Source organism: Aeromonas sp. 25-248 (assembly GCF_053005425.1).
On record NZ_JBRKTB010000005.1, the window covers coordinates 59,660 to 82,014 of the forward strand.

Annotated in this window: 17 protein-coding genes; 8 read left to right on the top strand and 9 right to left on the bottom strand. The window is 62.0% G+C overall.

The genetic code is table 11. From position 1 onward, the window contains the following. The first annotated feature begins 134 nt into the window (after positions 1-134). Positions 135-947 carry a PhzF family phenazine biosynthesis protein gene (locus tag ACVDHI_RS09525; protein ID WP_447212030.1) on the top strand — a complete coding sequence of 271 codons (813 nt, stop codon included), beginning with the start codon at positions 135-137 and terminating at the stop codon, positions 945-947. A gap of 106 nt (positions 948-1,053) precedes the next feature. Here the strand turns inward: ACVDHI_RS09525 and lysS are convergent, their stop codons facing one another. Both lysS and prfB read right to left on the bottom strand, forming a co-directional pair. Next, positions 1,054-2,589 carry a lysine--tRNA ligase gene (gene lysS / locus ACVDHI_RS09530; protein ID WP_042881160.1) on the bottom strand — a complete coding sequence of 512 codons (1,536 nt, stop codon included), beginning with the start codon at positions 2,587-2,589 and terminating at the stop codon, positions 1,054-1,056. A 20-nt stretch (positions 2,590-2,609) separates the two neighbouring features. Next, positions 2,610-3,708, bottom strand: a protein-coding gene (prfB, locus tag ACVDHI_RS09535; protein ID WP_102948437.1) for a peptide chain release factor 2 whose coding sequence is annotated in 2 segments (ribosomal slippage) — positions 2,610-3,632 and positions 3,634-3,708 — 1,098 coding nt in all. Because the reading frame shifts where the segments join, the coding sequence is not laid out codon by codon here. Between the two features lie 252 nt (positions 3,709-3,960). On the opposite strand from prfB, the gene ACVDHI_RS09540 reads away from it, so the two are divergent. Then, positions 3,961-5,832 carry a methyl-accepting chemotaxis protein gene (locus tag ACVDHI_RS09540; protein WP_447212031.1) on the top strand — a complete coding sequence of 624 codons (1,872 nt, stop codon included), beginning with the start codon at positions 3,961-3,963 and terminating at the stop codon, positions 5,830-5,832. A 230-nt stretch (positions 5,833-6,062) separates the two neighbouring features. On the opposite strand, the gene gltS is transcribed toward ACVDHI_RS09540, so the two are convergent. After that, positions 6,063-7,262, bottom strand: coding sequence for a sodium/glutamate symporter (gene gltS, locus ACVDHI_RS09545; protein ID WP_041215692.1), 1,200 nt, complete (start codon positions 7,260-7,262; stop codon positions 6,063-6,065). Positions 7,263-7,751: 489 nt separating this feature from the next. Between gltS and ansA the strand changes: the two genes are divergently transcribed. Beyond that, the gene (gene ansA, locus ACVDHI_RS09550; protein WP_010675424.1) at positions 7,752-8,759 is read left to right on the top strand and encodes an asparaginase; all 1,008 of its coding nucleotides are present in this window, start codon (positions 7,752-7,754) and stop codon (positions 8,757-8,759) included. A gap of 238 nt (positions 8,760-8,997) precedes the next feature. On the opposite strand, the gene ACVDHI_RS09555 is transcribed toward ansA, so the two are convergent. After that, on the bottom strand, positions 8,998-9,291 hold the full coding sequence (locus tag ACVDHI_RS09555; protein ID WP_010675423.1) for a YeaC family protein: 294 nt from the start codon (positions 9,289-9,291) through the stop codon (positions 8,998-9,000). Between the two features lie 60 nt (positions 9,292-9,351). Further along, positions 9,352-10,785, bottom strand: a complete 1,434-nt coding sequence (locus ACVDHI_RS09560; protein ID WP_323919832.1) for a glyceraldehyde-3-phosphate dehydrogenase — start codon at positions 10,783-10,785, stop codon at positions 9,352-9,354. A gap of 211 nt (positions 10,786-10,996) precedes the next feature. Here ACVDHI_RS09560 and ACVDHI_RS09565 point away from each other — a divergent pair, with 211 nt between their 5' ends. Together ACVDHI_RS09565 and ACVDHI_RS09570 are read left to right on the top strand one after the other, a co-directional pair. Continuing rightward, positions 10,997-11,800 carry a DUF2989 domain-containing protein gene (locus ACVDHI_RS09565; RefSeq protein WP_128272957.1) on the top strand — a complete coding sequence of 268 codons (804 nt, stop codon included), beginning with the start codon at positions 10,997-10,999 and terminating at the stop codon, positions 11,798-11,800. After that, a complete protein-coding gene (locus ACVDHI_RS09570; RefSeq protein WP_048207040.1) occupies positions 11,797-12,354 on the top strand; it encodes an NUDIX domain-containing protein in 558 nt (185 codons plus the stop codon). The genes ACVDHI_RS09565 and ACVDHI_RS09570 overlap by 4 nt, the downstream gene beginning before the upstream one ends. A gap of 62 nt (positions 12,355-12,416) precedes the next feature. On the opposite strand, the gene sppA is transcribed toward ACVDHI_RS09570, so the two are convergent. After that, positions 12,417-14,261 (bottom strand): signal peptide peptidase SppA, encoded by a 1,845-nt coding sequence (sppA, locus tag ACVDHI_RS09575; RefSeq protein WP_045525758.1) that lies wholly within the window; start codon positions 14,259-14,261, stop codon positions 12,417-12,419. Between the two features lie 321 nt (positions 14,262-14,582). On the opposite strand from sppA, the gene ACVDHI_RS09580 reads away from it, so the two are divergent. From ACVDHI_RS09580 to ACVDHI_RS09590, 3 genes are all read left to right on the top strand, one after another. After that, complete coding sequence (locus ACVDHI_RS09580; protein WP_447212032.1) at positions 14,583-16,610, top strand: oxidoreductase; 2,028 nt, start codon at positions 14,583-14,585, stop codon at positions 16,608-16,610. 107 nt (positions 16,611-16,717) lie between these two features. Next, positions 16,718-17,266 carry an NAD(P)H nitroreductase gene (locus ACVDHI_RS09585; RefSeq protein WP_069784400.1) on the top strand — a complete coding sequence of 183 codons (549 nt, stop codon included), beginning with the start codon at positions 16,718-16,720 and terminating at the stop codon, positions 17,264-17,266. 548 nt (positions 17,267-17,814) lie between these two features. Next, a complete protein-coding gene (locus tag ACVDHI_RS09590) occupies positions 17,815-18,894 on the top strand; it encodes a methyl-accepting chemotaxis protein (RefSeq protein WP_447212033.1) in 1,080 nt (359 codons plus the stop codon). 20 nt (positions 18,895-18,914) lie between these two features. Here ACVDHI_RS09590 and ACVDHI_RS09595 read toward each other — a convergent pair whose 3' ends face one another. The 3 genes from ACVDHI_RS09595 to ACVDHI_RS09605 all read right to left on the bottom strand — a co-directional run bounded on the left by ACVDHI_RS09595 (position 18,915) and on the right by ACVDHI_RS09605 (position 22,317). Next, positions 18,915-19,463 (bottom strand): sugar O-acetyltransferase, encoded by a 549-nt coding sequence (locus tag ACVDHI_RS09595; protein ID WP_041215687.1) that lies wholly within the window; start codon positions 19,461-19,463, stop codon positions 18,915-18,917. A gap of 428 nt (positions 19,464-19,891) precedes the next feature. Next, positions 19,892-20,770, bottom strand: a complete 879-nt coding sequence (prmA, locus tag ACVDHI_RS09600; RefSeq protein ID WP_010675412.1) for a 50S ribosomal protein L11 methyltransferase — start codon at positions 20,768-20,770, stop codon at positions 19,892-19,894. A gap of 530 nt (positions 20,771-21,300) precedes the next feature. Then, a complete protein-coding gene (locus ACVDHI_RS09605) occupies positions 21,301-22,317 on the bottom strand; it encodes a zinc-binding alcohol dehydrogenase family protein (RefSeq protein WP_010675411.1) in 1,017 nt (338 codons plus the stop codon). Positions 22,318-22,355 lie beyond the last annotated feature (38 nt).

Genomic DNA, 22,355 nt, shown 5'->3' on the forward strand with positions numbered 1-22,355 from the left:
ATAAAAATATCTTCTTTATGCGATTTATGAATTTATAAAGCCAAAATCCATCTCAGCCCCGGAGCGCCCGTGATATAAAAATGGCCTTGCCGAGCCCCCTGTCCCGGTGATCTCTCATGCCCCAAGGAGCAACCATGTCCCGTCTCTATCATGTCAACGCCTTCAGCCATCACCCCTTCGGAGGCAACCCCGCCGTGGTGGTTCTGGGGGAAGCGCGGTCCGACGCCGAGCTGCAGGCCATGGCGGCGGAGTTCAACCTCTCTGAGAGCGCCTTTCTGACCCAACTGGGAGAGGGGCATTACGGGTTGCGCTGGTTCACCCCGCAAGTGGAGGTGGACTTGTGCGGTCATGGTACCCTGGCGGCGGCCCATGTGCTGTGGCAGACGGGGGCGGTGTCGGGGGAGCTCCCCATCCGCTTCGCGACCCGCAGCGGTGAGTTGGTGGCCCGGCGGGAAGGGGAGTGGATCTGGCTCGATTTTCCGCGCATTGCCCTGGCGCCCCTCGAGCTGGACCCTGCCTATGGGGCTGCGGTCGGTTGCCGGCCGCTGCAAACCCTGGCGGCCGGGGCCAAGTTCCTGCTTGAGCTCGCCAGCGAGGAAGAGGTCCGCGCGCTCACCCCCGATTTTCACGCCCTGCGGGCGCTGCCGGGCCGGGGGATCATGGTGACGGCGCCGTCGAGCCGGAAGGAGGACGACTTCGTCTCCCGCTATTTCGCCCCCTGGGTCGGAGTGGACGAGGATCCGGTGACCGGCTCCAACCACTGTGCCCTGGTGCCCTTCTGGGCCGAACGGCTCGGCAAGCTGCAATTGCGGGCCCGCCAGATCTCGGCCCGGGGTGGGGATCTCAGGCTGGAACTGCAGGAGGGGCGGGTGCTGATGGCGGGCCGGGCACTGACCCTGTGGCAGGGGGAGTGGCTGCTGCCGCCTAGCGTACCAGCGGACCGATGACCGCTCGTCACGGTGTGAGTTCTGCATAAAAAAACGCCCCGCAATTGCGGGGCGTTTTGATTGCCATGGACGGCAGCGTTTTGCTGCGGCCCTGTTTCTGCGGCGCTTACTTTTGTGGACGCAAGGCCGGGAACAGGATGACGTCGCGGATGGTGTGGCTGTTGGTGAACAGCATCACCAGACGGTCGATACCGATACCCTGACCGGCGGTCGGCGGCAGACCGTGCTCCAGCGCGGTGACGAAGTCGGCGTCGTAGAACATGGCTTCGTCGTCCCCTGCGGCTTTCTGGTCAACCTGGGCCTGGAAGCGCTCGGCCTGATCTTCCGCATCGTTCAGCTCGGAGAAGCCGTTGGCCAGCTCGCGGCCGCCGATGAAGAACTCGAAGCGGTCGGTGACGTCCGGGTTCTGGTCGTTGCGACGAGCCAGCGGGGAGACGGCGGCCGGGTACTCGGTGATGAAGGTCGGTTGCAGCAGCATGTGTTCCACGGTCTCTTCGAAGATCGCGGTGATCACGTGGCCCAGCTCCCAGCTCTTCATCAGCTCGATCTTCAGACCCTTGGCGACGGCGGTGGCCTTCTCCAGAGTGGCCAGATCGTCACGGGTGACATCCGGGTTGTACTTCAGGATGGAGTCAACCATGGAGAGGCGCTGGAACGGCTGACCGAAATCGATGGTCAGACCCTCTTCACCCTCTTTGGCGTAACGGATCCTGGTGTCGCCCAGAATGTCCTGTGCCAGAGTGCGCAGCATCTCTTCGGTCAGGTCCATCAGGTCGATGTAGTCGGCGTAGGCCATATAGAACTCGAGCATGGTGAACTCGGGGTTATGGCGAACGGAGATACCTTCGTTACGGAAGTTGCGGTTGATCTCGTAGACACGCTCGAAACCACCAACCACCAGACGCTTCAGATAGAGCTCCGGAGCGATACGCAGGTACATGTCGATGTCCAGCGCATTGTGGTGAGTGATGAACGGACGTGCGGAGGCGCCACCCGGGATGACTTGCATCATGGGGGTTTCCACTTCCATGAAACGCTTGTCGTTCAGGAACTTGCGGATACCGGCCACCACCTTGGTGCGGGTTACGAAGGTCTTGCGGGACTCTTCGTTGGCGATCAGGTCCAGATAACGCTGACGGCAGCGAGCTTCCTGGTCGGTCAGACCCTTGTGCTTCTCGGGCAGCGGGCGCAGGGCCTTGGTCAGCAGGCGGATGGTGGAGACGTGTACGGAGAGCTCACCTGCGTTGGTGCGGAACAGGGTGCCCTCGACACCGACGATGTCACCCAGATCCCACTTCTTGAACTGCTCGTTGTAGAAGCCTTCCGGCAGGTCGTCACGGGTCACGTAGATCTGGATCTTGCCAGCCATGTCCTGCAGGGTCGCGAAAGACGCCTTGCCCATGATCCGGCGGGTCATGATGCGACCGGCAATCTTCACCTGTTTACCCAGGGCGACCAGCTCGTCATTGCTCTTGTCGCCGAATTCGGCGTGCAGATCGCCGGAGAGGCTGTCACGACGGAAATCGTTGGGGAAGGGGTTGCCCTGGGCGCGCAAGGCGGCCAGCTTGGAGCGACGCTCAAGCATCTCGTTGTTCAGTTCGAGAGTCTGGTCGACTTCCGGGGTGGTGGTTTGTTCAGACATGGTGATTCCTGCTGCTCTGTTTACAGGCCTGATTTCAGGCTGGCTTCGATAAACTTGTCCAAGTCGCCGTCGAGTACCGATTGGGTATTGCGGGTTTCGACGCCGGTGCGCAGATCCTTGATACGGGAATCATCCAGTACGTAGGAGCGGATCTGGCTGCCCCAGCCGATGTCGGACTTGGTCTCTTCGAGGGCTTGCTTCTCAGCGTTCTGCTTTTGAATTTCCAGCTCGTAGAGCTTGGCCTTCAACTGCTTCATACACTGATCTTTGTTCTTGTGCTGGGAACGGTCGTTCTGGCACTGCACCACCACGCCGGTCGGCACGTGGGTGATACGCACCGCGGACTCGGTCCGGTTGACGTGCTGACCACCGGCACCGGAGGCGCGGTAGACGTCGATGCGAAGATCAGCCGGGTTGATCTCGATCTCGATGTCATCATCGATCTCGGGGTAGACGAACACGGAGCAGAACGAGGTGTGGCGACGGCCGCCGGAATCGAACGGCGACTTGCGTACCAGACGGTGCACGCCGGTCTCGGTGCGCAGCCAGCCGAAGGCATACTCGCCGGTGAACTTGATGGTGGCGGACTTGATGCCGGCCACGTCGCCCTCGGAGCATTCGATGAGCTCGGGCTTGTAGCCGTGGGCATCGCCCCAGCGCAGGTACATGCGCAGCACCATGTTGGCCCAGTCCTGGGCCTCGGTGCCACCGGAACCGGACTGGATGTCGATGTAGCAGTCGGAACCGTCGTGCTGACCGGAGAACATGCGACGGAACTCGAGATCCACCAGCTTGGCCTCCAGCTCGTCCGCTTCGACCACGGCTTCGTTGAAGGTCTCTTCGTCTTCGCCTTCGACGGCCAGGCTGACCAGCATCTCGACGTCATCGACGCCCTGGGTCAGGGTATCGATGGTGCTGACGACGTTCTCCAGGGAGACGCGCTCCTTGCCCAGCGCCTGTGCGCGCTCGGGTTCGTTCCAGACATCCGGCTGTTCCAGCTCGGCATTGACCTCTTCTAGACGCTCTTTCTTGGCGTCATAGTCAAAGGTACCCCCTAAGCAGCTCGGTCCTCTCAGACAGCTCCTTAAGCTTGTTTAATACAGGATTGACTTCAAACATCGTGAAAACTCTCGGGGTCGATGTGATTTAAAAACGGGATATTCTAGCCAATTGCAGAAGGAATAAACAGGGTTGGCTGGCCCCGCTCTTTTTCCTGCTCCAATTTTCCGCAGCATTTTTAAAATTTCCGCGTAAAATATCGTCACTCACGCCATTCTCCGCTTCAGTTTTGCGCAGATTGGCCGCTAACAACACACAGTGCCACGCACTCCCGATTGATCCTGTTCCCGACCCCCACAAGAAGAAAACACGATGAAAAACCTATCACTCAAGCAGAAGATACTGTTGTCTGTGGTCATCGCCTTGTCACTGGTGATCCTGCTGCTCTCCTGGCAGAGCTACACCAGCCAGAAGTCCATGCTGCTGCAAGGCAGTCAGGAACAGGTGCAGCGCCTTGGCAGCCAGCAGGCCGCCAGCGTCAGCGACTGGCTTGCCGCCCGTCGTGACGTCATCCAGGCCCTTGGCAACAAGGCCGATGCCGAGCCCCTCAACGCCCTGCAACAGGCCCAGGTGTCCGGCCGTTTCCAGCTCACCTATTTCGGTGAGGGCAGCGGCAAGATGCACGACTCCGACCCCTCCATCAACCGCGACGGTTACGATCCCCGCTCCCGTGGCTGGTATCAGGAAGCCATGGCCAAGGGCGGCATGATCGTCACCAAACCCTACCTCGACGTGGCCTACAACATTCTGGTGGTGACCCTGGCCCAGCCGGCCCAGGGCGGCGTGGTGGGGGGGGATCTCTCCATCGCCTCCCTGGTGGATGACATCACCAAGATGAAGCTGCCTGCGGACGGCTTCGCCATCCTGATGCACAAGGATGGCACCGTCATCGCCTACAAGGATGCGGCCAAGGCGATGAAGCCAGCCAGCGAGATCGACAACGATCTGACCAATGCCCTGATCGAGCAGAGCAAGGCGAGCAACAGCCTGGTGCCTGCTTTCTTCGACAACGAGGGGCGTGACAAGCTGCTGTGGGCGACGGACATTCCGGACACCGACTGGGAGCTGGTGCTGGTACTGGACAAGAGCACCCTGGAGGCGCCGCTCTCCTCCCTGCTGATGACCCAGCTCGGCCTGGCCCTGCTGGTGCTGGTGGGCAGCATTCTCGCCATCTCCTGGCTGGTCAGCCTGCTGCTCGGTCCCCTCACCAAGGTGTCCCAGGCCCTGGCCCGCATCGCCGACGGTAACGGCGATCTGACCCAGCGCATCAAGATCGACGCCAATGACGAAGTGGGCCAGCTCGCCGGCAGCTTCAACCGCTTCGTGGGCAGCCAGCATCAGCTCATCGCCAACATCCGTCAGCTTGCCAACGAGCTGAACGCCGATGCCGAACGCAGTCTGGTGACCAACCAGGCCGCGGTGGAAGAGCTGCAACGCCAGCAACAGGAGGTGACCATGGTCGCCACCGCCGTCACCGAGATGGCGAGTGCCACCATGGAGATCGCGGGCAACGCCGAGAACACCGCTGCCGCCGCCCAGCAATCCGCCCAGAGCAGTGAACAGGGCAAGATCCTGGTGAACCAGACTCGCCAATCCATCAACAACCTGGCCGAGGAAGTGGGGCAGGCGACCGGCGTCATCGGCGAGCTGAGCCGTCACGCTCAGGCCATCTCCGGCATCCTCTCCACCATCCAGGGCATCGCCGAGCAGACCAACCTGCTGGCGCTGAACGCGGCCATCGAAGCGGCCCGTGCCGGCGAACAGGGTCGCGGTTTCGCCGTGGTGGCGGACGAGGTGCGGGTGCTGTCGCGCCGTACCCAGGATTCCACCCAGGAGATCCAGTCCACCATCGAAACCCTGCAACAGACCACGGCCCGCGCGGTGAGCCTGATGCAGACCAGCCAGGGGTTGGCGGACAACAGCGTGAAGGATGCCGACGCTGCCGCTGCGGCCCTGGAGGAGATCACCCAGGCCGTCAGCCTCATCTCCGACATGGCGGGCCAGATCGCCACCGCCGCCGAGGAGCAGACCCAGGTGACCGGTGAAATCACCCAGAACACCACCGCCATCAAGGATGTGAGCGACGAGATCACCGCTTCCGCCATGCGCGACCTGGATCAGGCGCACAACCTCAAGGGGCGTGCCACCAATCTGAACCAGCAGGTGTCGACCTTTATTTTGTAAGGAAGGTCAGGCGACAATTTGAACCAGCAGGTATCGACCATCCTCCTGTAAGTTCTGACACGCGGCGAAGGCCGCCATGACAAAGCCCCGCACTCTGCCGAGTGCGGGGCTTTTTGTTTAGGTGTTTCCCAGCGGGCACCCATGAAGGATGGGATTCAGTGCTGCTGGCGAGCAGAAATGACAGAGCCCACCGCAAGGTGGGCTCTGTCATACGGGGCCTGCGTCCGGGATCACAGGAAGGGCAGGGCCAGGAACAGCTTGATCACCACTGCGTTGATGATGTCGATGAAGAAGGCACCGACCATGGGCACCACCAGGAAGGCCAGGTGGGAGGGGCCAAAGCGCTGGGTGATGGCCTGCATGTTGGCAATGGCAGTGGGGGTGGCGCCGAGGCCGAAGCCGCAGTGACCCGCCGCCAGCACGGCCGCATCATAGTTGCGCCCCATGACCCGGAAGGTGACGAAGATGGCGTAGAGCGCCATCGCTACCGTCTGCACGGCCAGCAGGATGAAGATGGGCAGGGCCAGGCTTGCCAGCTCCCACAGCTTGAGGCTCATCAGCGCCATGGCGAGGAAGAGCGACAGGCTGACGTTGCCGAGCAGGGAGACCTCACGGTCGCTCACTTCGTGCCAGTTGAGCAGGGTGAGCAGGTTGCGCAGCAGCACGCCGACGAACAGCACGCAGACGAAGATCGGCAACTCGAAGACGCCGCCCTTGAGGTAGAGGGCCAGCATTTCGCCCCCTTTCAGGCTGATGGCGATGAGTGCCAGGGTCTCGATCAGGCTGAAGGTGGTGAGCGGGCGCTCCATGTCCGGCATCTCGAAGCCCTGGGGGGCGCCGTCACGGTTGTGCTCCTCACCGGGCACCTGCACTTTCTTCACCAGATAACGGGCCACCGGGCCGCCGATGAGGCCCCCCAGCACCAGGCCGAAGGTGGCACAGGCAATCGCCAGCTCGGCGGCGGATTGCACGCCGTATTTCTCGGTGAAGATGGAGCCCCAGGCCGCCCCGGTGCCGTGGCCGCCGGAGAGGGTGATGGAGCCGGCCAGCAGCCCCATGTGGGGATCCAGCCCCAGCAGGGTGGCCAGACCCACCCCCAGGGTGTTCTGCACCAGCAGCAGGCCGGTGACCACCAGCAGGAAGGTGGCCACCGCCTTGCCGCCGCGCTTGAGGCTGCCCAGATCGGCGGAGAGGCCGATGGAGGCGAAGAAGGTCAGCATCAGGGCCGTCTGCAGGCTGGTATCAAATTGCAGTTCGATCTGCAGGGTGGAACGCAGCACCAGCAGCACCAGGGCAACCACCAGGCCACCGGCCACGGGTTTGGGGATGTTGAAAGTGCGCAGGGGTCCTATCTTGTTGACCAGCAGGCGGCCAAGCAGCAGCACCAGGGTCGCGGCGACCAGGGTGGCGTAGGCATCAAGTTGTAGCATTCAGTGCTCCCATGTTGATCGGCTGTGTCTTTGGCGAGAAAGACTCACGGATCCAGCCGGGATGAAACAGAGTGGCGAACGCGCCAGTGACAGAGGGGCCGCAGCCCCGTCCCTCTGCAAAAGAGGGGGTCGACACGAGCCCGTGTTCGTCGGGCGTCCAGATGAGATTTGTGAAAAATCCGCCGGATAATAGCAAAAAACACCAAGTACATCCACATATGTCACATTAATGATTAAAACATGGTGTTAACATGGCATTTAAAACTGCCTCGCCGAGTGTGCTCCGGATCGCAACAATGCTGCTGCCGCTGTCATTTGCAGCGGCACTCTTTATAATTCGCCCGGTTCCGCCCCCACGGGAGGACACAGACCCTCAAGAGGTCTGCGGATGACCGATATTGAGCCCGCCCGCACCATCTGAAGGACGGGGGCTGTATCGGTTGAGCCCTGTTTGATTTGCCGGTTTCCAGTCCAGAGAGAGGAGAGGGTGTGAAGAAGTCCATCTACATTGCCTACACAGGCGGCACCATAGGGATGCAGCGTTCCGACCACGGTTATGTACCGATGGCGGGCTTCATGGAGGACTGTCTGGCACGGATGCCCGAGTTCCATCGACCGGAAATGCCCGATTACCATATCCACGAATATGCCCCCCTCATCGACTCTTCCGACATGACGCCGGCAGACTGGCAGCGCATCGCCGAGGATATCAAGGGCAACTACGACAAGTACGACGGTTTCGTCATTCTGCACGGCACCGACACCATGTCGTTCACCGCGTCTGCGCTCTCCTTCATGCTCGAAGATCTGCACAAGCCGGTCATCATCACCGGCTCCCAGATCCCCCTGGCCGAGCTGCGCTCGGACGGTCAGCAGAACCTGCTCAACGCCCTCTATATCGCGGCCAACTACCCGATCCACGAGGTGACGCTCTTCTTCAACAACCAGCTCTATCGCGGCAACCGCAGCAAGAAGGTGCATGCCGACGGCTTCCACGCCTTCGACTCGCCCAACTACCCGCCCCTGCTCAATGCCGGTATTGCCATCTCCCTGGAGGCAGGTGAGCTGGGCGTGCCGTGCGATCGCCCCCTGGTGCTGCACGACATCACCCCCCAGCCCATCGGGGTGGTGACCCTCTACCCGGGGATCTCGGCGGAGGTGATAGCGAACATCCTGCAACAGCCGGTGCGTGCGCTGATCCTGCTCTCCTTCGGGGTGGGCAATGCGCCCCAGAACCCGGCCATGCTGGCGCTGCTCTCCGAGGCATCTGCCCGAGGCGTCATCATCGTCAACCTGAGCCAGTGCCTGCACGGCAAGGTCAACATGGGGGGCTATGCCACCGGTAACGCCCTCTCCCGTGCGGGAGTCATCTCGGGCTTTGACATGACCGCCGAGGCTGCGCTCACCAAGCTGCACTTCCTGCTGAGCCAGGATCTGCCGGCGCCGCGCATCCGCGAGCTGATGCAGCAGTCCCTGCGGGGTGAACTGACCCCCTGAGAAACTGTCCACGACCTTACTGCGAAGCCGTGATCAAGGCTTATGTGCTGCTCGCGTGTTTGTGAACCAGAGGCTTACGTATATCTATACGCTCCGGTTCCTGCGCTGCTCTTCACCTTGCTGACGTCTTCTCGCGACAGGTCGTGAACAGCTGCTGACCTCCCTACCATGGGGGAGAGGGGAAAAGAGAGGGGAGCCATATTGGCTCCCCTTTTTAGTTGTGGCGGGCGGGTCAGTCTCAGTGGCTAAGGTCTACCCGTACTATCTCTTCCTCATCGCGATACTGACGCTTGAGCTCGCTCTTGCTCTTCATCACGATCTCGCCGTCACGGCCGATGTTCATGTGCTCGGGGTTCTCAAGGTGCATCGCCTGCCAGGCCATCACGGCCTGCAGGGAAGTGGCCTTCTGCTCCTCTGTGAGGGGCTTGCCATCCGGCCATTTGCCGAGCTCGACCGCAGTCTTGAGCCGCTCGTACACCTCTTTGGGCATCTGCGCTATCGCTTGTTGAAACGTCACTTGCTGAGACGACATCCGGCCTCTCCTTGAAAATTGAGCCATGAACGTGGGGTCAGGCGGGCAGATCCTGTCGGACTATACCGGCAGATCCTGGCGGACTACGCCAGCCATCTGCTCCATCACCCGCACGACCTGACAACTGTACCCGAACTCGTTGTCATACCACACGTAGAGCACGCAGTGATCCCCCTCGGCGATGGTGGCCTGGGAGTCGACGATGCCCGCAAAACGGGAGCCCACCATGTCGGAGGAGACCAGCTCGGTGCTGGCGCTGAAGTCGATCTGGCGATGCAGGGCCGAGCTCAGTGCCATCTGCTGCAGATAGGCGTTGAGGCTCTCCCGATCGGTGGTCTGTTCCAGCGAGAGGTTGATGATGGCCAGGGACACGTTGGGTGTGGGCACCCGGATGGCGTTGCCGGTCAACTTGCCCTTGAGCTCCGGCAGCGCCTTGGCCACCGCCTTGGCGGCGCCGGTGCTGGTCATCACCATGTTGAGGGCTGCGCTGCGACCGCGGCGCTCGCCCTTGTGATAGTTGTCGATGAGGTTCTGATCGTTGGTGTAGGAGTGGACCGTCTCCACGTGGCCGTGGCGGATGCCGTACTTGTCCTGCATCACCTTGAGCACCGGGGTGATGGCGTTGGTGGTGCAAGAGGCGGCGGAGACTATCTTGTCATCCGGACCTATCACCTCGTGGTTGACCCCGAACACCACGTTCTTCATCTCCCCCTTGCCGGGGGCGGTCAGCAGCACCCGGGCGGCGCCGCGGGCCTTGAGGTGCTCGGACAGGCCCGCCTCGTCACGCCAGACGCCGGTGTTGTCGACGATCAGCGCATTGTCGATGCCGTAGGCGGTGTAGTCGATGTCGGCCGGGCTGTTGGCGTAGATCACCTGGATGAAGGTGCCATTGGCGATGATGGCGCTGCGATCACTATCCACTTCGATGGAGCCGTTGAAGGGGCCGTGCACCGAATCGCGGCGCAGCAGGCTGGCACGCTTCTCCAGATCCCCGTCGCGACCGCCGCGTACCACGATGGCGCGCAGGCGCAGGGAGTTGGCGGCGCCGGTGCGCTCGATGAGCAGACGGGCCAGCAGGCGGCCGATGCGGCCGAAGCCGTAGAGCACCACGTCGGTCGGGGCGGGCACGGCACTGCGGTTCAGGGCCGGTGCCAGCTTGGCGCGCAGATAGTCCTCGATGCCGGCTTCATCCTGGTGATCCTGCCAGTAGCCCACGGCCAGTTTGCCGAGATCGATTTCGGCGGCGGTGGGGTTCAGGGCGACGATGGCGCGCAGGAGAGGGAAGCTTTGCTGGATGGGCAGCGGGGTGCCCTGGTGGCGGCGAACGACCCGGTGGGCCTTGAGGATATCGATGGTGGAGGCGTTTTGCAGCGGGCGTCCGTAGAGGGTGATCTCTATCCCTTGTTGTCGGTAGAGGCGACCTATCAAGGGTTGCATGGCTTCGGCGAGCTCCTGGCTCTCCTGCCACGCCTGCAAGTAGTGCTCGTGGGTCATTAACCAGATCCTTTTATTTCACGTTGTTGAAGCAAGTTGCCTGGGCAAATTGAAATTCGTCGAAGGCAGATCAGTGTAGGGCTGATGGTTTCGTTATATTATTCTGCAATCGCGGCCTTATACGGCGCGCGCATTGTAATGGATATGTAGCCTGTTTGCTAGTTGGCGGTGGCCGGTGCGGGTTGCGATTGTTATCAACCAGATGTGAACCATGACCCTATTCTCACAGCGTCCGTTACTGCTTTCTCTCGCTTGTTGCCTGACGTTGACGGCCTGCGACGACGACAGGATCCACAACATCTGCTCCCAATATCCCGCCCTGTGCGCGGACCTGGTGGACGACGGCTGGTGTCGCTATGAGCGCAGCGACGTCATTCGCGGTCGTTACTATCTCCAGGAAGAGGGGACGGACAGGCGCAAGTACGATCTGATGCGCGGCCTGGAGCGGTATCTGCAGTGCGCCGAGCACTCCACCAATATCGAGTACAAGCGTGCCAGGGAGCAGAAGAGCCCCAGAGTGGAAGGGATGCTGGCCGCCGGCCGTCAACTGGAGCAACTGGACGCTCAGACCCGGGGTTCCCGGGATCCCTACCTGCTGCTCTGGCACTGGACCAACAACACCAGCCCCGATGCCCGCGCCAGCTTCCTTGCGCAGGAGGGGACGCCGAGCCTCGAGGAGCCCGAGCTGCAACTGGCGCTCGGCGGCATTTATGCCAAGAGCGAGCCCGAGAAGGCCATCAGGCTGATGCACCATGCGCTCTCCCTCTATCGGGAGGGGGACAAGGTCAACAGCCGGATCCTCACCGCCCTCAGCACCCTCTACATGGGGCAGAAGCGATTTGATCAGGCCTATCTGTGGGGCAAGGTGAGCGAGTCATTCCAGGAGAGCCCCGAGGTCTCCGCCACCCGGCTCGGCATTTACCATGCCATCGGCAAGGAGGAGCAGGAGACGCTGGACGACCAGGCGGCCACCATCGTCGATGCACTCAGGCAGGGGAGCTACCGCACACCATGAATCCGACCCTGTCAGAAGCCCGGGAGTGGGCCCATCCCTTCGATATCCGTCTCGTGCACGGCCAGATCCGCGGCGAGGACAGGGTGCTTGAACGGGCCACGGTGAGGGCCGTGGTGATGCGTGGTGATCGACTGCTGCTGGTGCACTCCCGCGTCAACGGGGATCTCATGTTCCCCGGTGGCGGCATCGAGCACGGGGAGGCGCACGATGCGGCCCTTGCCCGGGAGCTGCGGGAAGAGTGTGGCGCCGAGCTGGTGGCCGTGGGCCCCCTGTTGGGAGAGACCCGGGAGTATCGTGCCGCGCGCGAGCCGGATTACGATGCCTACTGCATTCGATCGTCCTATTACCTCTGCCGGGTCGGGGAGGACTGGAGTGCACCGCGCCCCCAGCCCTACGAGATCCGCCTCGGCTTCACGCCGGGCTGGTTCCCCCTGGCCGAGGCACTGCAAACCAACAAGACCCAGCTGGCGGGTCCCTGTCCCCAGTGGACGGCGCGAGAGACCCGGGTGCTGGCAGAGTTGCACCGCTGGCAAGCGTCCGGCTTGCTGACCTGACAAGGCCGCTTGCCCCATAAAAAAACCGCCTGTCGGCGGTTTTTTTATGGCTGTCCCCGGCGTCAGGGGAGACAGACCGGGCAGAAGGCGTAGGTGCCCTGGGGATCGTTGAAGCGGGTCAGCGGGTCCAGAGTGCGGTTCATCTCCAGCAGCGCCTTGCCAAGCCCGGCGGGCAGCCAGCTTTGCAGGTGCGGGGCCAGCGCCTGGGCGCTGCTGTCAAACAGCTCGCGCAGGAACTTGTCCCTGGCAGACTCTTCCGGTGCGATGGGGGTGACCTGCCAGCTCTTGAGGTTGGCGAGATCGGCGGCCGCCTTGAGGGCGTCATCCAGATTGCCAAACTCGTCCACCAGCCCCAGTGCCTTGGCATCCTGCCCGGTCCAGACCCGGCCTTCGGCGGCTTTTTCCGCCTCTTCCGGGCTAAGGCCCCGGCCCTTGCCCACCAGGCCGACAAAGCGCTGATAGGTGTCTTCCACACTCAGTTGAATGGCTTCACCCACGTGATCCGGCAGGGCACGGGTCAGCCCGACCCCCACGAAGTCGGTGGTGCCGACGCCGTCGGTGTGTACCCCGTACTGGGAGAGCGCCTTGTCGATGGTGGCGAACATGCCGAACACCCCGATGGAACCGGTGAGGGTGGTGGGGGAGGCGAAGATCTTGTCTGCATCGGCGGAGATCCAGTAGCCACCGGAGGCGGCGTAGCTGCCCATGGAGATGACCACCGGCTTGCCCGCCTGTTTCAGGGCCAGCAGTTCGGCGCGGATCTGCTCGGCGGCGAAGGCGCTGCCGCCGGGGCTGTCCACTCGCAGCACCACGGCTTTCACCTGATCGTCACGGCGGGCCTCGGCCAGCAGATCGGCAAGGCTGTCGCCGCCGATGGTGCCGGCAGGCTGGACGCCATCCATGATGGCGCCGCTGGCGGTGATGAGGCCAACCTCATCCTTGCCGCTCTGGGGGTACTGTTCCGGGATGGCGGCCAGATACTCTTTCAGGCCCACGCCCTTCCAGCCGTGATCATCGGCCTCGCCCACTTCCTTGATCACCGCCTGGGTCATCTCGTCGCGGGTGGCGAGCTGATCCACCAGACCGTTGTCGAGGGCGTAGCTGGCCGCATTGCCGCCGGCCTTGCGCAGCAGTTCGAGGAAGTGATCCTTGTTCGGTGCGACGGCATCCGGCTCGATCTCCCGCTGCTCCGCCACGTCGGCCACATAGGATTGCCACAGCTGATCCAGCCAGCGCTGGTTCGCCTCCTTGCTCTCGGGGGACATTTCGTCCCGGGTGTAGGGCTCGACGAAGGACTTGTAGGTGCCGACCTTGAAGACGTGCGGGGTGATGTTGAGCTTCTCCAGTGCCGACTTGAAGTAGGTCTGGTAGACACCCAGCCCCTCGATCAGCACGGCACCACTCTGGTTGAGCAGCACGTGGTCGGCGTGGGCGGCGAGCAGATAGGCCCCCTGGCTGTAGTAGTCCGCCATGGCGATGACCGGCTTGCCGCTCTCCTTGAAGGCGTCGATGGCGGCCGTCACCTCCTGCAGTTTGGAGAGGCTGGCCCCTTGCAGACCCTGGGGCTTGATCACCAGCGCCTTGATGCGATCGTCATTCCCCGCGCTCTTGATGGCCCACAGCAGATCGGAGAGGACGATTTCGCTTGGCTGCTCGTCCCCCTTGTCCATCTGCCTGAGCAGTTGCACCGTGGGATCGGTCTGGGTGCGCTGTTCTACCAGCACACCGGAGAGATTGAGGGTGAGCGCCCCCTCGATGGGGGTGCTTGGGGTCTCGCTCTGGCTGACGCTGAAGACAATGACCAGCACGACGAGAAGAAACAGCAGGTTGACCAGCATCAAGCGGGTAAAGTTGAGCAGGCGCCAGAGGCTGCGAAAGAGCCATCCCAGACCTTTGAAAATAGACATAGCTGCGTTGTCGCCCTGTTAATGGGTTGAGAGCAGCCATTATTAACCAGTTGCGCAGCCAATTGCCATTTCCCCTTGAGTCGACTGCCTCCCCGCCACTTCGGAACACGGCTGTTCGCTGAAAAAATGTCCAAACATTTGTTTGAAAAAGAGTTTTCGATTCTTTACTCTAGCTCCAGTTTGATAACAAAAAATTAACTGAAAGGCCCGATGAGCCGGCCCCACCTCCACCTACCCCTTCTTTTTACTGCCCGTCACCCGAGGCAGCCAGGAAGGCTGGAGCATGACCCCGTGCACATCGACCTCGACAAGGAGTGCATCATGAGCCGTTATCCCACGCTGCTGACCCCCCTCGATCTGGGTTTTACCCAGTTGCGCAACCGCGTACTGATGGGGTCCATGCACACCGGCCTCGAGGAGGAAAAGGGGGGCTTTGACAAGCTGGCCGCCTTCTATGGTGAGCGGGCCCGTGGCGGGGTCGGTCTCATCGTGACCGGCGGTATCGCCCCCAATTTGCGGGGGCGGCTGGTGCCCCACGGCTCCCAGCTGAGCTTTCCCTGGCAGGTAGCCAAACACCGCAAGGTGACCGAGGCAGTGCACCGGGAAGGGGGCAAGATAGCGCTGCAGATCCTTCATGCGGGCCGCTACGCCTACCATCCGTTCAGCCTGGCGCCGAGCGCCCTCAAGGCTCCCATCTCCCCGTTCAAGCCGCGGGCCATGAGCGAGCGGCAGATCCGCGGCACCATTCGCGACTTCGCCGCCACTGCGGCACTGGCCAAGGCGGCCGGTTATGACGGGGTCGAGGTGATGGGCTCGGAAGGCTATCTCATCAACCAGTTCATCTGCGAACGCACCAACAAGCGCACCGATGGCTGGGGCGGCAGCAGCGAAAACCGCATGCGCTTCCCGGTGGAGATTGTCCGCGCCATCCGTGAGCGGGTGGGCACGGATTTCATCATCATCTTCCGCCTCTCCATGCTGGACCTGGTGGAGCAGGGCTCCTCCCTTGAGGAAGTGATCGCACTTGGCCGGGCACTGGAGCAGGTGGGGGTGACCCTCATCAACACCGGTATCGGCTGGCACGAGGCGCGCATTCCCACCATCGCCACCAGCGTGCCGCGCGGTGCCTTCAGCTGGGTGACCGCCGAGCTGAAAAAGCACCTCAAGGTGCCCCTCATCACCACCAACCGCATCAACACCCCCGAGGTGGCGGAGCGCATCCTGGCGGGGGGGGAGGCGGACATGGTCTCCATGGCGCGCCCCTTCCTGGCGGACCCCGAGTTCGTCATCAAGGCGGCTGAAGACAGGGCGGACGAGATCAACACCTGCATCGCCTGCAACCAGGCCTGCCTCGACCACGTGTTCAAGCAAAAGCGTGCCTCCTGCCTGGTCAATCCCCGCGCCTGTTTCGAGACCGAGTTGACGTTTGGCCGGGTGCCCCAGCCCAAGAAGCTGGCGGTGGTGGGGGCGGGTCCTGCGGGGCTGGCGTTTGCCTGCTATGCCGCCGAGCGGGGCCATCAGGTGAGCCTGTTCGATCAGGCGAGCGAAATCGGCGGCCAGTTCAACTTTGCCAAGCAGATCCCGGGCAAAGAGGAGTTTCAAGAAACCCTGCGCTACTTCGCCAAGCGGCTGGAGAAGTGCGGCGTAGAGCTCTATCTGGGCCAGCGCCAGAGTGCCGAGAGCCTGCTGGGCGGCGGTTTTGACGAGGTGATCCTCGCCACCGGCATCCGCCCGCGCACTCCCAACATTCCGGGTATCGAGCACCCCAAGGTGTTGAGCTACCTCGATGTCTTGCGTGATCACAAGCCGGTGGGCGAGAAGGTGGCGGTGATCGGCGCCGGCGGTATCGGCTTTGACGTGGCCGAATACCTGGTGGAGAAGAGAGGATCGCCGGATGCCGCAAGCCATCGCGATCACTGGCTCAAGGAGTGGGGCATCGACAAGCAACTGGGTGAGCGCGGCGGCCTGACTACCCCCGAGATCGATGCCCCCGAGCGCCAGATCTGGTTGCTCCAGCGCAAGGAGAGCAAGGTGGGCGACGGCCTTGGCAAGACCACCGGCTGGATCCATCGCACCGTGCTCAAGAATCGCAAGGTGCAGATGCTCTCCGGCGTCCAGTACCTGCGTATCGACGATGCCGGGCTTCACATCCAGGTGGGCGACCAGCAGCAGTGCCTGCCGGTGGATCAGGTGATCATCTGTGCCGGACAGGAGCCCCTCAAGGAGTTGCAGGCCGGTCTGCAGGCTGCTGGCAAGCCGGTGCACATCATCGGCGGGGCCGACGTGGCCGCCGAGCTGGATGCCAAACGCGCCATCCGGCAAGGGGCGGAGCTGGCTGCCGTCATCTAGCCTCCCGGACCTTTCGTATCCTGACAAACCCCTGAACCCCAGGGGTTTTCTTCATCCGGTGCTGTGCTAAGGTAGCGCCATCATCGCCTTTGACAAGGAACTGCCCCATGGATGCCCTCCATCTGTTACTCAATCGCCACTCCTGTGGTCGTCTGGCCGAGCCTGCCCCGAGTGGCGAAGTGCTCGACAATATCCTCAAGGCCGGGCTGCGGGCGCCGGATCACGGCACTCTGACCCCCTGGCAGTTCATTCTGTTTGAAGGGGAGGGGCGTGAGCGCCTGGGGGCATTGCTGGCCGATGCCGCCCATGCCCGTGGCGAGGATGCGGACAGTGTCGAGAAGTGCCGCGCCGCGCCACTGCGTGCTCCCCTGGTGATCGCGGTGGCGACCCGTTATCAGGCGCACCCCAAGGTACCGAAACTGGAGCAGGAGCTCTCTGCCGGTTGCGCCCTGATGGCGATGCAGATGGCGGCCCAGGCCCAGGGCTTCAACGGCATCTGGCGCTCCGGCTGGTTCATCTTCGACGAGCAGATCCATGGTGCACTGGGGCTGGCACCGGAGGATCAACTGGTGGGCTTCCTCTACCTTGGCACCCCCATGCTGGAGGCCCGCAAGCTGCGCGAGTTGCCCATCCAGGACTTCGTGCGCAGCTTCTGAAGCACAGAACGCCAAAAGCCCTGATTATTCAGGGCTTTTTTGTTTTCTGACAAAGCCGTCAGGCTGTACTGATAAATGCGCACTTGCCAAGAGGGTAGAAGGGGGTTGGCCGGACATTTTTTGAATTGTGAGAGATTCTTCTCACTCCTGGTTTATTACGCTATGTAAAACGTTTGCGCCACGTTATTATCCCACTGCCAGTTTAGAAGGTGACCCCTTCTAATTTTCTGCGATGAGAGTCGCAATTCCGTAGCACCTTTTTAGAGCCCAACGTCTTGATGACATTGGGCTTCATTTTTGCGGGATCGGCACGTCAGCGTTCTTTCTCCTCTGCCTCTCTTCTGCCTCTTCTCTACCTCACCTTGTCTCTTTCCGGCGATCTTTTGCACAGCCATTGATGTGGTCTCGATTGGAATCAGGATCAGGGTCAAATATCCTGCATTTGCAGGTGAAATCCGGCCCGGGATCCGCCAGCATCGGCAGAGACAAGAGAGCCAGAGGCTTCCCTTCAATGTCGACTGCCCGCACCTTTGCCATCCGGAGGCCATATGTGGTTCAACCGCAAGCTTGAAAAAGAGAATCAACAGCTCAGGGAGACGATGCTTCTCAAAGAGCAGCAGCACCAGAGCGAACTGGCCGAATTGCGCGCCACCATCGGTGAATACGAGCACATGCAGCGCACCAGCCGGGAGCGTGGCGATCTCTTCAATCAGGTGATCTCCTGCCAGAACCAGGGAGGTGAGATGCTGCAGAGCGTGCGGGAAGCGCTGGCCGGCAGTGCCGAGCACCTGATGGCGGAAAAGGGAGCGCTCTGCGAGCTGGATCAGCTCTTTGCCCAGACCCGGGGCGCCATCACCCGTCTCTCCAATCGCGCCCATGCCATCACGGATGAGGCGGCTCGCAGCCTCGTAGCCGTCCATCAGCTCGATGCCAGCACATCCGCCATCAACCAGTTCGTGACCGCCATCCAGGGCATTTCGGATCAGACCAACCTGCTGGCACTCAATGCGGCCATTGAGGCGGCCAGGGCCGGTGAGGCTGGCCGTGGATTCGCCGTGGTCGCCGATGAGGTGCGTCAGCTGGCGAGCAAGGCTCATGAAGCCAGCAGCCAGATAGAGGTGCTGGTCAGACAGATAGTGGCCCAGGCGCAGGAGATCAAGTCCATCATCGATGACAACCAGGCCAGTGCCGCCGAGGTGGCGACCTCTTCCTCCCAGATCGATGTGGTGGTGACCCAGGTGCTGGCACAATCAGGCCGGATGCAGCAGGTGATCCACAGTGCTGCCTCCACCTCCTTCCTCAATACCACCAAGCTGGATCACGCCGTCTGGAAGAACACCATCTATCGGCTCATCGATCAGCAGCATTTTCACGAGCCGGTGAGCGACCACGCTCAGTGCAGGCTGGGCAAATGGTATTTCGAGGGGCCGGGTGCGGAGCTCTTCGCCCACAAGCCGGGCTTTCGTGAACTGGACGGGCCCCACAAGCGGGTCCACGAGAGCGGCAAGGCCGCCCTGCACGCGCGCGAGCAGGGGGATATCAAAAGCGTGGTCGAGCAGCTCAAGACCATGGAAAACGCCAGCATGCAGGTGGTGCACTGCATCGACCGCTTGCTGGAAAGCGCCTGAGCGAGCCTCGGGCCTTCCGCTCAACCTTTGACTGGCAGCAGCCGTGCCGGGTTGCCTGCCACCCTGGCACCGGCCGGTACATCTCTGGTCACGACCGAGCCCGCACCCACGACGGCTTCCCGCCCTATGGTGACGCCGGGCAGCAGGATGGCGCCGCCGCCTATCCAGACCCTGTCTTCGATGGTGACCGGCAGTGCCGTCTCAACCCCCTGAATGCGCTCATCGGCGTCCAGCGCATGGGCGGCGGTGTAGATCTGCACGTTCGGCCCTATCATCACCTCGGCGCCGATGCGAATGGGGGCATTGTCCAGCAGGGTGGCCCCCATGTTGATGTAGCTGCCCTTGCCAAGGTAGATGTGGCGGCCATAGGTGCAGTAGAGGGGTGGGCAGATGAAGGCGCCCTGGGCCAACTCGCCGACGATCTGCTGCAGCAGCGCCAGTTGTTCATCCTCCTCGTCGCTGCGATTGAAGCGGCGGTACAGGCGAGCCGTCTCCCGGCGTAACAGATCCAGCTCTGGTGCCATGCAGTTGTAAGGCTGGCTGGCGATCATCTTCTCGTATTCGGTCATGACTGGGCCTCGATGGGGTGGAGGAAGAGAGGATAAGCCATCGGGGGGCAGAGAAGCGTGAGGCTCTCCCCAGAGTGGGCAGAAGGAGAATGGGCGTCCGGAAACGACAAGGGCACCCTGGGGTGCCCTTGTCGTTCAGCGACCTAAGTGTTGCCGCCATGGCCTGTTGCTTGTCAGCCGAGTGTGCGGCTGATGGGTTGGCAACTGCCGTGGCTTGTTGTTTATCAGCCGAGTTTGCGGCCGATGGGTTGGCAGCCACCGTGGCTTGTTGCTTATCAGCCGAGTGTGCGGCTGATGGGTTGGCAACTGCCGTGGCTTGTTGCTTATCAGCCGAGTTTACGGCCGATGGGTTGGCAGCCACCGTGGCTTGTTGTTTATCAGCCGAGTGTGCGGCTGATGGGTTGGCAACTGCCGTGGCTTGTTGTTTATCAGCCGAGTTTGCGACCGGAGAGGCGGCACCACTCTTCCTTCACCGCAGTCGGGTCCATTTCGAACCACTGGCCATAGATGGTCTCCAGCTCTGGCGCCTGGCTTTCCAGCACGCCGGAGAGGGCCATCAGGCTGCCCGCCTTGCCGTGACCGGCGATCAGCGGCGCCAGCTCCCGCAGCGGGCCGGCCAGAATGTTGGCGACCACCACGTCCGCTTCGACGTCTTGCGGCTGATCCGCCGGCAGGTAGAGTTCGATCTGGTCGGCAACGCCATTTCGCTCGGCGTTGTCACGGCTGGCTTGGATGGCCTGAGGATCGATGTCGATGCCGATGACCCGGGCTGCCCCCAGTTTCAGGGCGGCGATGCCGAGGATGCCGGAGCCGCAACCAAAGTCGACGACGGTTTTGCCGGCCAGATCCAGCCCGTCCAGCCACTGCAGGCAGAGTGCCGTGGTGGGGTGGGTACCGGTGCCGAAGGCCAGGCCCGGGTCCAGCATGACGTTGACCGCATCGGGGTTCGGCACGTCGCGCCAGCTCGGGCAGATCCAGAGCCGCTCGCCGAACTGCATGGGGTGGAAGTGATCCATCCACTCGCGCACCCAGTCCTTGTCTTCCAGCTGTTCGACCTTGTAGCCCACGTCTTCGCCGAAGATCTGCTGGAAGAAGGCGATGGTGGGAGCCGGATCGGTTTCGGCGTCGAACAGTCCCATTACTTCGGTCTCTCCCCAGAGCGGGGTTTCACCGGGCATGGGCTCATAGACGGGCACATCCTTGGCATCCATAAAGGTCACCGCCTGGGCCCCACGCCCCAGCAGCATGTTGCTCACCTTGTCTGCGGTCTTGGCAGTGGCGTTGATTCGAATTTGTATCCAGGGCATGGCGTCGGCTCTTCATAAATGTGAAACCGCGGGATTCTATCATCATGGGCCCGTGCTGTCGTGGTTTGACCATGGCCTCATGGGGAAGGGAGGTAACTCTGCCAAGTTGGCACGGTTAATGTATTCCTTCATGGGTGACGGGAAGCAACTTGTTCCCGCTGAATGCTTTGCTCTATGAAGTTCCGTCATCTTTTTTCAGCCACCTTCGGGTGGCTTTTTTTATGCCGGTGCGCTGAAAGCGGTTAATTGGGAGGGAAAAGCAGATATTGGCACGCTATCTGCAAAGTTACAGATGTCCTGCATAAGGATATGTGTGTGATTGTTACCCCAACGTTCAGGTTTTTAGGGCCATCCCGACGGGATGGCCTCTTTTTTATGGTTTTTTCGGGGGAGATGCCCCGTCAGGGACAAAGGTCACCTGCGGGGCTGTGCACTCTTGGGGCTTGTCACTGGTGATTTCACCCCATGATGGTGCATTTATTTACCTATAAGGGAATAGTCAGGACGACGATACCCGCTCTGGCGGCGCCTCAGCGATGGAAACCGCTCATGTCGATCACCAGCTTGCCCACCATGCGACCCGCTTCCAGCTCGGCATGAGCCCGGGCCAGGGTGAGGGGCGTCAGTTCGGGCACCACCTTGCTGAGGGTGGTCTTGAGCACCCCTTCATCGATCAGGGCCGCGACCCGGCCGAGCAGGTTGTGCTGCTCTATCATGTCCGGGGTCTGGAACAGGGAGCGGGTAAACATGAACTCCTGGCTGAAGGTGACGCTCTTGGGTTTGAGCAGACCCAGATCCCAGGGGTCACTGGACTCGGCGATGGTGCAGATGTGGCCAAACGGACGGATGAGGCTGGCCATGGTGTTCCAGTGCTGCTCGGTGGCGTTGGTGCAGAAGATGGCATCCACCTCGCTGATGCCGAGCGCCTTGAGCTCCGCCTGCAGATGGTGATGGCTCACCACCTGGTGGGCCCCCATGTCCAGGCACCACTCCCGTGTTTCGGGGCGCGATGCGGTGGCGATCACCTCCATGCCGGTGAGCTGGCGGGCGAGCTGGATGGCGATGGAACCGACTCCACCGGCGCCCCCGATGATCAACAGTCGCCCGGTGCTTTCGCGGGTGAGGCTCATGCGCTCGAACAGGGTTTCCCAGGCGGTGATGGCGGTGAGCGGCAGGGCGGCAGCTTCCAGATCGGTCAGGGTGACTGGGGCGATGGCGGCAATGCGCTCGTCCACCAGTTGCAGGGCGCTGTTGCTGCCCGGGCGGCTGATGTCGCCGGCATACCAGACCCTGTCACCGGCCTTGAACAGGGTGACGTCGCTACCGACGGCGATCACCTCGCCCACGGCGTCCCAGCCCAGCACGCGAGGGCTGCTTTCGACCTTGTCCTTGGGGGCGCGTACCTTGGTGTCGACCGGATTGATGGAGGTGGCGTTGACCCGTACCAGCAGATCCCGCGGGCCCGGTGTCGGATCGGGCAGATCGCTCTCGATGAAGCAGTGGGGGTGGTTGCTTGGCAGATAGTGAGTCAGGGCGATGGCTTTCATGGCTTTTCCTTTCAAATAGCAGTGTTCGGGATTGCCAC

Excerpts from the sequence above, each read along its gene's own strand:
- ACVDHI_RS09525 (WP_447212030.1), top strand. The coding sequence starts at position 135 with ATGTCCCGTCTCTATCATGTCAACGCCTTCAGCCATCACCCCTTCGGA.
- lysS (WP_042881160.1), bottom strand. The coding sequence starts at position 2,589 with ATGTCTGAACAAACCACCACCCCGGAAGTCGACCAGACTCTCGAACTG.
- ACVDHI_RS09540 (WP_447212031.1), top strand. The coding sequence starts at position 3,961 with ATGAAAAACCTATCACTCAAGCAGAAGATACTGTTGTCTGTGGTCATC.
- gltS (WP_041215692.1), bottom strand. The coding sequence starts at position 7,262 with ATGCTACAACTTGATGCCTACGCCACCCTGGTCGCCGCGACCCTGGTG.
- ACVDHI_RS09555 (WP_010675423.1), bottom strand. The coding sequence starts at position 9,291 with ATGTCGTCTCAGCAAGTGACGTTTCAACAAGCGATAGCGCAGATGCCC.
- ACVDHI_RS09560 (WP_323919832.1), bottom strand. The coding sequence starts at position 10,785 with ATGACCCACGAGCACTACTTGCAGGCGTGGCAGGAGAGCCAGGAGCTC.
- ACVDHI_RS09565 (WP_128272957.1), top strand. The coding sequence starts at position 10,997 with ATGACCCTATTCTCACAGCGTCCGTTACTGCTTTCTCTCGCTTGTTGC.
- ACVDHI_RS09570 (WP_048207040.1), top strand. The coding sequence starts at position 11,797 with ATGAATCCGACCCTGTCAGAAGCCCGGGAGTGGGCCCATCCCTTCGAT.
- sppA (WP_045525758.1), bottom strand. The coding sequence starts at position 14,261 with ATGTCTATTTTCAAAGGTCTGGGATGGCTCTTTCGCAGCCTCTGGCGC.
- ACVDHI_RS09580 (WP_447212032.1), top strand. The coding sequence starts at position 14,583 with ATGAGCCGTTATCCCACGCTGCTGACCCCCCTCGATCTGGGTTTTACC.
- ACVDHI_RS09585 (WP_069784400.1), top strand. The coding sequence starts at position 16,718 with ATGGATGCCCTCCATCTGTTACTCAATCGCCACTCCTGTGGTCGTCTG.
- ACVDHI_RS09590 (WP_447212033.1), top strand. The coding sequence starts at position 17,815 with ATGTGGTTCAACCGCAAGCTTGAAAAAGAGAATCAACAGCTCAGGGAG.
- ACVDHI_RS09595 (WP_041215687.1), bottom strand. The coding sequence starts at position 19,463 with ATGACCGAATACGAGAAGATGATCGCCAGCCAGCCTTACAACTGCATG.
- prmA (WP_010675412.1), bottom strand. The coding sequence starts at position 20,770 with ATGCCCTGGATACAAATTCGAATCAACGCCACTGCCAAGACCGCAGAC.
- ACVDHI_RS09605 (WP_010675411.1), bottom strand. The coding sequence starts at position 22,317 with ATGAAAGCCATCGCCCTGACTCACTATCTGCCAAGCAACCACCCCCAC.